Here is a 12,443-nt window from a genome sequence, read left to right as displayed (position 1 = left end):
GTAGGTGTTATTAGTGGCAGAATTAGGGACTCGACTGAAAGAGGCGAGACTGTCTAAAGGCTACAGCTTAGACGATTTACAAGAAATAACGAAAATCCAAAAACGTTATTTAGTAGGAATTGAAGAGGGCAATTATTCCATTATGCCTGGTTCGTTTTATGTACGAGCTTTTATCAAACAATATGCAGAAGCTGTTGGGTTGGATGCGGAAGAAATCTTAGAGACATATAAAAATGAACTACCGAGCACTCCAAACGATCAAGTAAGTCAATCGATGACGAATAGCCCCAGCAGAAGAAAAGTAACGAAAGGCCCTTCGAATAAAATGATGGAGGCTATGCCAAAAATCATTGTTGCTTTATTTATTGTAGTCATTATTGTGGCTATATGGGTGCTATGGCAATCAAAAAACAGTCCAGGGACAAGCGAAGAAGTAAATCCAACTCCTGAAATTGAATATGACACAAATGTCAAGCCAATTGATAGTGAGAAGGATAAAAAAGAACAAGAAAATAAAGATGCACAGAAAAATGATAAAGAAGATACAAAAGCTACAGAAGAAACACCAACTGATGAAGATGACACTGATCAAACTGAAGAGATGAAGCAAACAATTTCCGCGGGTACTGTTGAAGCAGATGGAGCGACAACTTCTTATACGTTAACAGGGACAGATACAATGAAACTGAAAATTGAAATATCAGGCCCTACATTTGTTGGTATTCGCAATCAACAGCAACAAGAAATCTTAACAGATACGCGTGTCTATAATGCCGGGGAAGTAGTTGAATTTGACGCCTCAACACAAAACTATGTTCGTATTCGTCTCGGTAATTCAACGCAAGCTAAAATCTATATTAATGACGAACTTCTAACGTATGCACAACAAATTGTAACGCAAAATATCGTCATCAATTTCAATAAAGAACAGTAGTCATCACATGATGACTACTTTCTTTCATCATGAAAGGTGTTAGAAAAATGAACATTCCAAATAAAATTACCATCTCTCGAATCTTACTTATTCCATTCTTTGTCATTGTTATGATGTTTGATTTTGGCTGGGGAACATTATCACTTTTTGGTGCAGAGATGCCAATTCATCATTTTATAGGCGCACTTATTTTTATCTTTGCTTCAACAACCGATTGGGTGGATGGTTATTACGCACGTAAGTATAATCTTGTAACGACATTTGGGAAATTTTTAGATCCCTTAGCTGACAAGTTACTTGTCTCAGCAGCCTTTATTTTAATGGTCGAGCTTAAGATGGCACCTGCTTGGGTAATTATCATTATTATTAGTCGTGAATTTGCTGTAACAGGTTTACGTTTGATTTTGGCAGGTGGAGGAGAAGTCGTAGCTGCCAATCAGCTTGGTAAAATTAAAACTTGGGCACAAATTGTAGCGATTGCTGCTGCTCTTTTACACAATACAATCTTTACATTGGTTGGTATTCCATTTGATACAATCATGCTCTATGTTGCATTGTTCTTTACACTTTGGTCAGGATGGGATTATTTCTATCTAAATCGACGTGTATTACTTGAGTCTAAATAAGAAAGGTCTTGGGATCATGAATGCTGAAATTCTTGCGGTTGGCTCAGAACTATTATTAGGTCAAATTACGAATACAAATGCGAGATTTATCTCAAGCCAGCTATCCGAGCTTGGCATCAACGTTTTTTATCATACCGTAGTAGGCGATAATGCAAAGCGTTTAGAACAAGCTATCGAAGTGGCAGAGTCTCGTGCAGATCTCATTATTTTTTCGGGAGGACTTGGTCCAACAAAAGATGATTTAACGAAGGAAACGATTGCACGTCATCTTGGTGTTTCTCTTGAGCTTGATGAAGTAGCATTGACGTATATTGAGCAATTTTTTGCTAAACGAGGACGTCCAATGACGGAAAATAATCGTAAACAGGCATTAATTTTAGCTGGGAGTGAAGTATTAGCTAATCACCATGGAATGGCTCCAGGTATGATCTTCACAAAAAATGATCGCACTTATATTTTATTACCAGGACCTCCAAAAGAGTTAGAACCAATGTTTCAATTTGAGGCTAAACCTAAACTTGCTGCGATGCTTAATGATGGAGGGATCATTGCATCACATGTTATGCGATTTTATGGAATTGGTGAGGCCGAGCTTGAAGTACAAGTTCAAAATATTTTAGATGCACAAACCAATCCAACAGTTGCTCCACTTGCTTCTGATGGTGAGGTAACGTTACGCGTAACAGCTAAAGCCGCAACAGAGCAACAAGCTGGCCAGCTTATTAAGGCAAAGGTTGCAGAAATACAAGCACTTGTTGGTGATTATCAATATGGTGTAGATGATGATTCCCTTGCCTCAAAAACGGTAGAAATGCTACTGGATAATGAGCTAACAATTGCGGCTGCAGAAAGTTTAACTGCTGGTTTATTTCAATCTGAACTTGCGGAAATTCCAGGGGTAGGCAATGCACTTATAGGAGGCGTTGTTACCTATGCAGCAGATGCGAAAGTAAAACAGCTAGGCATTTCACAAGAATTAATTGATACACATGGTGTTGTGAGTGCTGAGTGTGCAGCGGCAATGGCAAGTGCTGTTCGTGAGAAATTTGCTACAAATATTGGGATTGGTCTTACAGGAGAAGCAGGTCCCACTGCACATGATCATCAGCCAGTAGGTACGGTTTGGATTGGTATTGCCATAAATGACGAGGAGCCGCTTACATATTTACTTCATTTATCAGGCATGCGGAATACGAATCGACTCCGTGCGGTGAAATTTACATGCCATTATTTAATGCAACTTTTAGAAGAACGTGGCTACACAAAACGATATTAAAATAGAGTAGAACATAGGAATTTGGGTAGAGGAAAACTATCCAAATTTTTATTTTGAAGAAAAATCGAATAAATGTTCGCTTTTTTCTTGCGTGTTTTCTCAAAAACAAGTATAGTAGAGATAGATAAAAACAGTGAACAGTTTTCGAAGGAGGAAAATGAATGAGTGATCGTAAAGCAGCCTTAGAACAGGCTCTAAAACAAATTGAAAAGAATTTTGGTAAAGGTTCCATCATGAAACTCGGTGAAAAAACCGATTTAGAAATTGCGACATCTTCAAGTGGTTCACTTGCACTTGATGCTGCATTAGGAGTCGGTGGATATCCACGTGGACGTATTATTGAAGTATACGGTCCAGAATCATCTGGTAAAACAACTGTTGCTCTACATGCCATTGCTGAAGTACAGGCATCAGGTGGACAAGCAGCATTTATCGACGCGGAGCATGCATTAGATCCAATCTATGCACAAAAATTAGGTGTGAATATTGATGAGCTATTATTATCACAGCCCGACACAGGTGAGCAAGCACTTGAAATTGCAGAAGCATTAGTGCGTAGTGGAGCTATTGATATTATCGTTATTGACTCTGTTGCTGCCTTAGTGCCAAAAGCTGAAATTGAAGGGGATATGGGTGACTCTCATGTCGGCTTACAAGCACGTCTAATGTCTCAAGCTTTACGTAAACTTTCAGGTGCGATTAATAAATCAAAAACGATTGCTATTTTCATTAACCAAATTCGTGAAAAAATCGGTGTCATGTTCGGTAATCCAGAAACAACACCAGGTGGACGAGCGCTTAAATTCTACAGCTCTGTCCGTTTAGAAGTGCGACGTGCAGAAGCTATTAAGCAAGGTAATGATATTGTTGGTAACCGTACTAAAATTAAAATTGTAAAAAATAAAGTAGCACCACCTTTCCGTACAGCTGAAGTAGATATTATGTATGGAGAAGGAATTTCTAAAGAAGGCGAAACAGTCGATTTAGGCGTAGAATTAGACATTGTACAAAAAAGTGGTTCTTGGTATGCATATGGCGATGAGCGCTTAGGTCAAGGACGAGAAAATGCTAAACAGTATTTAAAAGAAAATACTGCTGTCCTAGAAGACATAGCAAATAAAATCCGAGCTTCTTATGGTATTGCAGCTTCTTCTTATACAATTGCTGCCCATGATGATGAAGAAGAGATGGATGAAGAATTAATGTTACTTCTGGAAGAAGAATAATTAATGATTGCATTGTTCCCACTTTATTGAGGGGGCAATGCATTTTTTTGTCTATATTCTTAAATTTTTACACATAATAAGAGAGAGGCTATGTGTTTATTTCTTATGTACTGTTTTTTTATTAATTGTATTTAACATGAAAAATTTTCTAGTGAAATAGTAATAGGGAAAAAATTCACTGAATGGATAGGACTTACTTTTTTTGGCTAAGGTGGCGAACATACGCCTGACTATCCTTGACAGAGCATGAGGCTAGCTATACAATTAAATATGTATAATTTCTGAATTATGACTTTAAATAGGCAGTACATTTTATCCTCATTTAGCAAATGTTTTATAGTGAAATATCCTTTAAAATGGATGTCTAAACGCCTACTGGATGAAGATAATGCCTTTGGCCAATGAAACGGGTTTTGCATAAATTTTAACAAAATCTGGTGCATTTTAGCTAAGGCGACATAGATGTATGCGCCGACTGAAACTGTAATACCCAAATAGCAAGAGGAGGTGTTCATATGGATGGAATTACTATCATCTCCGCTTTGCTTGGACTCATCGTTGGTGCCGCTGTTAGCTATATCTACATGAAAAAAGTGAATGACTCAAAAATCACTGGTGCTAAACATGTCGCTGAAACAATCGTTGAAGAAGGAAAACGAGAAGCGGAGGCAATGAAGAAAGAAGCACTACTTGAAGCCAAAGATGAAACTCACAAATTTCGTACTGAAGCTGAAAATGACATTCGTGAACGTCGTTTAGAACTTCAAAAACAAGAGAACCGTTTATTGCAAAGAGAAGAGAATCTTGATCGCAAAGATGATGCTCTAAATAAGAGAGAAGCTGGCTTAGAGCGCAAAGAACAAGCTCTAGCTGAAAGACAACAGCATATTGAACAGATGGAGAGCAAAGTGGACGAGCTCATGGCATCACAAAAAACAGAGTTAGAACGTATTTCTGCTTTAACTAGGGATGAAGCTAAATCAATTATCCTCAATGAAGTAGAAAAAGAGTTATCAACTGATATTGCTGTGATGACGAAAGAAGCTGAAACACGTGCGAAAGAAGACTCAGATAAAAAAGCACGTGAAATTTTATCATTAGCATTACAACGCTTTGCTGCAGATCACGTAGCAGAAACAACTGTATCTGTTGTGAACTTGCCAAATGATGAAATGAAGGGACGTATTATTGGTCGCGAAGGCCGTAATATCCGTACATTGGAAACGTTAACAGGAATTGATTTAATTATTGATGATACGCCAGAAGCGGTTATATTATCAGGCTTTGATCCAATTCGCCGTGAAACAGCTCGACTTGCACTTGAAAAACTTGTACAGGATGGTCGTATTCACCCAGCTCGTATTGAGGAAATGGTGGAAAAAGCTCGACGTGAAGTGGATGAACAAATCCGCGAAACAGGTGAGCAAACTACATTTGAAATTGGTATTCATAACTTACATCCAGATTTAATGAAAATTTTAGGCCGCATGAAATATCGTACAAGCTATGGACAAAATGTCCTAAAACATTCAATTGAAGTCGCACATTTAGCAGGATTACTTGCTGCTGAACTTGGTGAAGATGTAGCATTGGCTCGTCGTGCAGGCTTATTACATGATATTGGAAAAGCAATCGATCATGAAGTTGAAGGAAGCCACGTTGAAATAGGTGTGGAATTAGCAACAAAGTATAAGGAACACCCAGTTGTCATTAATAGTATTGCTTCGCATCATGGTGATACTGAAGCAACATCTGTTATTGCGGTATTAGTCGCTGCAGCTGATGCATTATCAGCTGCTCGTCCAGGTGCACGTAGTGAAACACTTGAAAACTATATCCGCAGACTTGAAAAGTTAGAGGAAATTTCAGAAAGCTATGATGGCGTAGAAAAATCTTATGCGATTCAAGCTGGACGTGAAATTCGTATTATTGTACAACCTGAAAAAATTGATGATTTAGCGTCTCATCGTCTTGCGCGTGATATTCGCAAACGTATTGAGGAAGAACTCGATTATCCAGGTCATATTAAAGTAACAGTTATTCGCGAAACACGTGCTGTGGAATACGCGAAATAAATATTAAAATAATAGGCATCCCTTGACCAAGGTCAGGGGGTGCCTTTTTGTATGTGAATAAATTCGATGTGATCTACCCAGTAAGAATAAATGGATGATTCCAACAATATAGTATGGAATAAAGCATAGTGAACTAGCCTCAACATGAATACTTTTTAAAAATTAACAGCTTAGTTATACTCCATTTTTACAACTGGTTTATGTTTTGACAAGGAGTGAAGAGCATTGAAAGAAACAATCACATTACAAGATATATTGAAAATAGTCCGAGAAAACTTTCTTTTTATCATAAGTTTTACACTTTTTGCAGCGTTGGTTACAGCCTTTATTAGCATCTTTGTGTTAAAACCTACCTATGAGGCAGAAACGCAAATTTTAGTTAATCAAAAAAATATAGAGCAACCACATTTAGGTGTACAACAGGTTGAAACAGATCTCCGACTTATTAATACGTATAACATTATCATAACAAGTTCTGCTATTTTATCTAAAGTTATAAATAAGCTAGATTTGGATGTCACACCTGAAGTTTTAATGGATCAAATTACTGTATCTAGTGCCAATAACTCACAAGTTGTCAATATTAATGTTGTAGACAAGCAAGCAGAGTTGGCTGTCGAAATTGCCAATACAATAGCAGATGTGTTTCAAGAGGAGATCCAAGTTTTAATGACGGTTGATAATGTTAATATTTTGTCAGTTGCACAATTAGATAAGGAACCTGTACCGATTGCGCCAAATAAAACCCTTTATATAGTAGCAGCCTCATTTATTGGCTTTGTTTTAAGTGCTGCTATCATCATCATAATAGAGAGCTTAGATACTACAATCAAGACGGAGCAAGATATTGAAGAGCTAGTAGGACTACCGATTATTGGCTTGATTAGTCAAATTAGTGATGCTCACAATAAAAGCACTAGGATAAAATCTCGTAAAACGAGGAGAGGATCATAATGTTTTGGAAAAAAAAGAAAAAGAAGAAGTTAGTGAAAATGGCACGAAAACTTGTGACGATTGCAAATGGCCATTCTTTTATTTCTGAACAATTTCGAACAATCCGAACAAATATTACTTTTTCAATGCCTGATAGAGAAATTAAAACAATATTAGTAACATCTGCAACACCAGGTGAAGGAAAGTCAACCAATGCAGCCAATATAGGTGTTGTTTTCGCACAAGAAGGAAAACGGGTCGTCATCGTAGATGCAGATTTACGAAAACCAACAATGCATTATACGTTTCTATTGCAAAATGCTAGAGGTCTATCAAATTTACTAACAAGACATTTTACAATTTCCGAAGTCGTCAATAATACAGATATTGCTAATCTATATGTCTTGACAAGTGGGCCTATTCCCCCCAATCCTGCAGAGTTACTAGCTTCTACCTTAATGGGGAGTGTAATTGAGGAACTAAAGAAAGAGTTTGACATCATTATTTTTGATGCGCCACCCCTATTATCTGTAACAGATGCTCAAATTTTGTCTAATAAATGTGATGGTACATTATTAATTGTGAACAGTGGAGTTGCAGAAAATGAAAGTGTGTTAAAAGCAAAGTCAAGCCTTGAAGCCTCAAAAGCAAATATTTTAGGCGTAGTATTAAATAACTATAAAATGCCACTCCATCAATATTATGAGCAATATTATCGTTAATTCAAGTATCTAGACAGGGAAGTGAAGTACAGTGATTGATATGCACAGTCATATATTATTTGATGTCGATGATGGTCCGAAAACGATTGAAGAGACACTTTGTTTATTTGAGCAGGCAGTTTTGGAGGGGATTTCAACGATTGTTTCCACTTCGCATGCTTTACATCCATTGTATAATGTCCCCTTTGATGTCGTGAATGAGCAAATTGTACAGTTACAAATGGCAATTGACCAACGTAATATGCCGTTAAAACTTTACACGGGACAAGAGGTACGCTTGGCAGGTAACATTCTAGAATTGTATGAAAAAAAACAATTACATACATTAGCAAATTCCAATTATTTGCTGTTGGAACTTCCCTCTAATCATATTCCCAAATATACAAAGGATATCATTTACTCGTTATTAACAGCAGGCATAACACCAATTATTGCACACCCAGAGCGAAATAGAGTCATTTCAGAAAATCCAAGTCATTTGGAACAAATTATACGCGAGGGAGCACTTGCACAAATTACATCAGGGAGTTTAGCAGGATTGTTTGGCAAAACCGTCCAAAAACTTTCGCTAAATTTAGTGCGCTCGAATCTTGTCCATACATACGGTTCAGATGTGCATAACTTAAATACACGTCCTTTCTTATTTGAAAAGGGACTTAGATTTTTAGAAAAACAAAAAGATTTGGATATGGTAGAATTTTTGCTTGAAAATAACGAACGAATCATTAATAATCTTCCATTAATTGTATATGAACCAGATGATACTTTCACAAAAAAATGGTGGAAGTTTTTTTAAAATGGGAAAGCACCTTTAAGTTGTAAGGACATAAAAGGAAGCAAAAAGTAGCTGAAGCACTAGAGACATTCAGTGTTTAAGGGGGGGCATATGAGATGCGAGTTGTTTTTATGAGGAGTAACCCTGTTTCTCCAGATCCAAGGGTTGAAAAGGAAGCACATTGCCTTGCGAAAAATAATTGGAAGGTTCACATTTTAGCTTGGGATAGAGATAAAAAATATAAAATAAAGAACCAGCTGTTAGAAGGTGAACAGGCAATTCGTATTACAAGGTTTGGTATTCCGGCAACATTTGGAGGAGGTTTGAAAAAGAACTTAGTCCCATTTATAAATTTTCAACTTAAACTTTTTCAATGGTTACTTCGCCATAAAAATACGTATGATATGATTCACGCTTGTGATTTTGATACAGCGTTAATAGGTACAATATGTGGGAAATTACTTCGTAAAAAAGTAATCTACGACGTATTTGATTCGTATACATCACCATTTTATGGACCGGAGATTATTGGAAAGGTCATTGCTAGTCTAGATATACGCCTTATGAATAGTGTGGATGCAGTCATTATATGTACAGAAAAGCGCAAAGAACAGATTGCTAAAGCTTCACCTAAAAAAATAGAGGTCATATATAATACTCCACGTTATATAGATTCCAATGATTGCTTAGAGTTGAATCCGAAAAAAGTAAAAATAGTCTATGTAGGTATACTTACTGAAAATCGATTGATTAGTGAATTGGTTGAAGTAGTAAAAAATACGCCAAGTTATGAGCTGCATATTGGTGGATTTGGTAAGTTAGCTGATACATTGCTGCAAGCTTCGAAAAAGCATGACAATATACACTTTTATGGTAAGTTACCCTATGAAAAAACAATAGAGTTAGAAAATAGTTGTGACATTATGACGGCTATTTATGATCCTACCATCTCTAACCATTATTATGCTGCACCTAATAAATTCTATGAAGCATTAATGCTTGGTAAGCCTTTGATTATGGTGAAAAATACGGGAATGTCAGAAGTAGTTGCAACAAATAATTTTGGAGAACTTATTGATTACAATAGAGAGAGTTTACAAAACGGAATTGAGAATTTGGTAAAGCGTAGAAAAGAATGGCCAGAAATTTCTCGTGAAATGAAGGCACTGTACCAAGAAGGTTACAGCTGGGCGAAAATGGAGAAACGGATAACAGATTTATACAGTAATTTATAAAAGCTATGCGGAGTGTGAGCAGCAAAGGGAGTAGCTCGTAGCGGCTATCGATCCAATTTTTATCCACAAACGGAAGAGCAATATGAAAATTTACAGTAGTATTTTTAGGGGGACTAATATGAAAATATTATTTGTTGCACAAAATTTTCAAATGGGTGGTATCCAAAAGGCATTAATTAATATGATAAAAGAAATCAGCCCCTACGAGAAATATGAGATAGATATTTTCACATTTAGTGGAGGGGAATTAATGAACGATATTCCCTCCAATGTGAAGGTAACTACAGGGAACTTACTGTTACAACTAATTGCTACACCTTTTGCTGAAGTGAAAAAAAGAAATAACGTATGGCATATTATTTTACGCATTGTGTGTATGATAGTTGTTCGATTAATCGGTTCCCACAACTTCTATTCGATACTTTTTAAAAAACATCGCAATAATTGTCATTATGATATCGCCATATCTTATTTTAATGATGTACCCAATCAATACTTCAATAAGGGGACCAATTTATTTGTAGATCAGTTTGTGATAGCAGATCGTAAGTTCGCATGGATTCATACAGATCCCATTAAAGCGAATTTTAATTATGAGGCTTGTGTCAAAACCTATAAAAATTTTGATCGATTGTTATGTGTTTCAGTAGCATGTAAGGAAAATTTAATAAATTTTCTTCCACAATATCACCATAAAATTCAAGTGGTTTATAATTTTTTTCCAATCGAAGAGATTAAAGAACTGGCATGTCAATATACACCGTTTCATAAAAGCGAGTTGGATTTAATATCTGTCGGGCGAATTGAAAATAGTACAAAAAGGTTCGACCTTATTCCACATCTGTGTAAGTTGTTAAAGGAAGCTTCTATAAATAATTTTCGCTGGCGCATTTTAGGGGATGGACCAGACCTACTTTCAAATCAGCAATTAGCTTTGCAACTAGGTGTAGAGGATGTAGTTGAATTTGTAGGAGAAATGAAAAATCCCTATCCATTTATAAAATGTAGTGATGTATTCGTTTTAACATCTGCCTACGAAGGCTATCCAATGGTCATTGGGGAGGCATTAATTGTACAAACGCCTGTTATTACAACGGACTTTGCCGCAGCAGGTGAACAAATTTGTAATGGTCATAACGGATTGATAACAGGCTTTAACATTCAAGACATCTTTCAAGTCATTTCTAGTGTTATGAAAAATACAGAATTACTACACAATATGAAAAATTACATAGAGGAAAATCACTACACAAACAAAAAAGCTCAAGAGCAACTAGTATTGGAGTTTGATGTACATGATAGAATCTAAGAATTTTAGTGTGCTCATTTGTATAATTTCAAGTATCTTTGTCGTATTCAAAATATATACAGGTAGTAATCTATTTCTCTGGCTCTTCTTCCTTTTAACTAGTTTGGCGATGCTGCTAGATAAGCAGCAGCATCGAATTGACTATTTATTGTTTTTTATTTCGTGGGTGTATGTCATTAAATTCGATATATCAGGATACTCACTGCTTGTTGTACTTAGTTCTTTCTATATTTTGTTAAGTATTTTGACGCTCTTTTTACAAAAGCAAGGTATTTCAAAACGACTCCTATTAACCTATTTTTTATTTGCATTTTATACGGTGGCCGTAACGATAGTTAGTGGTGGTAATCTTATTGCAGTTTTAGGCTTTGTGTTGAATTATAGTGTGCTCTTTTGTGCAATATTGACCCTCGATGATAAGGCATATTTCAGAAGGTATACGTATATCTATGCATCGGGTTTACTAGCTGCTTCAATCGTTCGATTGATTAGTTATTCTATCCCAGAAATTGATAATTTCATAGAGTCAATGACCATTGTGAATACAGTGAAGACAATGAACTCGATTAGTACAAGATTTACGGGTTTAGATTTAGATCCAAATTACTTTAGTTTGCAAGTATTAATAGCTATGGCTTGTTTATTAGTGCTTTTTAATCTGGATGGAAAAAAGGAGAAAAAGTTAATTGTATTACTCGTGATATTAGCATTTTTTGGCATACTGACATATTCCAAAATGTTTATTATTACATTAATCGTTTTCATTATGATGACATTTATTGTCTTCACTAAAAATAATGTGAAGACTGCTATTAAATTTTCGTCTTTTATCGTGATTATTTGTGGGGGTGCCCTCTATTTTTTTTACGAGAAGTTATTCGAAATTTATTGGATTCGGTTTTTTGGGTCAGGAATATCGACAGATGCCATTACCACTGGTCGAGTGAGTAGTTGGAGCCTATTTGTAAATGAAATCCTTCAAAACACGAAAGTATTTGTTTTGGGTGCAGGCTTTGGCACAAGCTTTGCGAAGGTAAAGATGGCACATACAATGTACTTATCAACTCCCTATTATATAGGTTTAATCGGAATAGTCTTGTCAGTACTATACATTTCAAGCCTCTATAAAGTACTTAGAGAGAATGTCGGAATTATGAATAAACCAGGCTTTCAAATCCTTTCAATCAATGCTATTCCTCTCTATATCATGTTAATAGCGAATATAGGACTTGATTCATTTGTCATGGATTATTTTCCATATCATATTTTATTAATTATGTTTGCACTGACTATGAGTAAAAGTAAGGGAGCTACTATGAATGAGAGGTGAGG

The 12,443-nt window shown here is 36.1% G+C and carries 11 protein-coding genes; all 11 read left to right on the top strand.

The window, feature by feature from the left end; translation table 11 throughout:
* Window positions 1–4 precede the first annotated feature (4 nt).
* The 11 genes from VK91_RS05450 (at window position 5) to VK91_RS05400 (ending at window position 12,441) form a co-directional block, all read left to right on the top strand.
* Window positions 5–934: a RodZ family helix-turn-helix domain-containing protein gene (locus VK91_RS05450; RefSeq protein WP_175400707.1), complete on the top strand. Its 930-nt coding sequence runs from the start codon at window positions 5–7 to the stop codon at window positions 932–934.
* A gap of 47 nt (window positions 935–981) precedes the next feature.
* A complete protein-coding gene (pgsA, locus tag VK91_RS05445) occupies window positions 982–1,560 on the top strand; it encodes a CDP-diacylglycerol--glycerol-3-phosphate 3-phosphatidyltransferase (RefSeq protein WP_004224936.1) in 579 nt (192 codons plus the stop codon).
* Window positions 1,561–1,576: 16 nt separating this feature from the next.
* Window positions 1,577–2,836, top strand: coding sequence for a competence/damage-inducible protein A (locus VK91_RS05440; RefSeq protein WP_048391687.1), 1,260 nt, complete (start codon window positions 1,577–1,579; stop codon window positions 2,834–2,836).
* Window positions 2,837–2,997: 161 nt separating this feature from the next.
* Window positions 2,998–4,062 (top strand): recombinase RecA, encoded by a 1,065-nt coding sequence (gene recA / locus VK91_RS05435; protein WP_004224934.1) that lies wholly within the window; start codon window positions 2,998–3,000, stop codon window positions 4,060–4,062.
* Between the two features lie 515 nt (window positions 4,063–4,577).
* Window positions 4,578–6,137, top strand: a complete 1,560-nt coding sequence (rny, locus tag VK91_RS05430) for a ribonuclease Y (RefSeq protein WP_004224930.1) — start codon at window positions 4,578–4,580, stop codon at window positions 6,135–6,137.
* A 225-nt stretch (window positions 6,138–6,362) separates the two neighbouring features.
* Window positions 6,363–7,091, top strand: a complete 729-nt coding sequence (locus VK91_RS05425) for a YveK family protein (protein WP_048391525.1) — start codon at window positions 6,363–6,365, stop codon at window positions 7,089–7,091.
* Window positions 7,091–7,792, top strand: coding sequence for a CpsD/CapB family tyrosine-protein kinase (locus tag VK91_RS05420; RefSeq protein WP_048391523.1), 702 nt, complete (start codon window positions 7,091–7,093; stop codon window positions 7,790–7,792). Before VK91_RS05425 ends, VK91_RS05420 begins: the two co-directional genes overlap by 1 nt.
* 40 nt (window positions 7,793–7,832) lie before the next feature.
* On the top strand, window positions 7,833–8,588 hold the full coding sequence (locus VK91_RS05415; RefSeq protein WP_341865298.1) for a CpsB/CapC family capsule biosynthesis tyrosine phosphatase: 756 nt from the start codon (window positions 7,833–7,835) through the stop codon (window positions 8,586–8,588).
* 95 nt (window positions 8,589–8,683) lie between these two features.
* Window positions 8,684–9,802 carry a glycosyltransferase family 4 protein gene (locus VK91_RS05410; RefSeq protein ID WP_048391519.1) on the top strand — a complete coding sequence of 373 codons (1,119 nt, stop codon included), beginning with the start codon at window positions 8,684–8,686 and terminating at the stop codon, window positions 9,800–9,802.
* A 118-nt stretch (window positions 9,803–9,920) separates the two neighbouring features.
* Window positions 9,921–11,111 (top strand): glycosyltransferase, encoded by a 1,191-nt coding sequence (locus VK91_RS05405; protein ID WP_048391518.1) that lies wholly within the window; start codon window positions 9,921–9,923, stop codon window positions 11,109–11,111.
* Complete coding sequence (locus VK91_RS05400) at window positions 11,098–12,441, top strand: hypothetical protein (RefSeq protein ID WP_048391515.1); 1,344 nt, start codon at window positions 11,098–11,100, stop codon at window positions 12,439–12,441. The genes VK91_RS05405 and VK91_RS05400 overlap by 14 nt, the downstream gene beginning before the upstream one ends.
* Window positions 12,442–12,443: the final 2 nt, after the last annotated feature.

Origin of the sequence: Lysinibacillus sp. LK3, from assembly GCF_001043675.1 — a bacterium.
Classification (GTDB): Bacteria; Bacillota; Bacilli; order Bacillales_A; family Planococcaceae; genus Lysinibacillus; species Lysinibacillus capsici.
Note: the sequence above shows the minus strand (reverse complement) of the source record. Positions and strands in the feature narration are given on the sequence as shown.

Bases quoted from the DNA above. Each gene is read 5' to 3' on its own strand.
- pgsA (WP_004224936.1), top strand. From the start codon at position 982: ATGAACATTCCAAATAAAATTACCATCTCTCGAATCTTACTTATTCCA.
- VK91_RS05440 (WP_048391687.1), top strand. From the start codon at position 1,577: ATGAATGCTGAAATTCTTGCGGTTGGCTCAGAACTATTATTAGGTCAA.
- recA (WP_004224934.1), top strand. From the start codon at position 2,998: ATGAGTGATCGTAAAGCAGCCTTAGAACAGGCTCTAAAACAAATTGAA.
- rny (WP_004224930.1), top strand. From the start codon at position 4,578: ATGGATGGAATTACTATCATCTCCGCTTTGCTTGGACTCATCGTTGGT.
- VK91_RS05420 (WP_048391523.1), top strand. From the start codon at position 7,091: ATGTTTTGGAAAAAAAAGAAAAAGAAGAAGTTAGTGAAAATGGCACGA.
- VK91_RS05415 (WP_341865298.1), top strand. From the start codon at position 7,833: ATGCACAGTCATATATTATTTGATGTCGATGATGGTCCGAAAACGATT.
- VK91_RS05410 (WP_048391519.1), top strand. From the start codon at position 8,684: ATGCGAGTTGTTTTTATGAGGAGTAACCCTGTTTCTCCAGATCCAAGG.
- VK91_RS05405 (WP_048391518.1), top strand. From the start codon at position 9,921: ATGAAAATATTATTTGTTGCACAAAATTTTCAAATGGGTGGTATCCAA.
- VK91_RS05400 (WP_048391515.1), top strand. From the start codon at position 11,098: ATGATAGAATCTAAGAATTTTAGTGTGCTCATTTGTATAATTTCAAGT.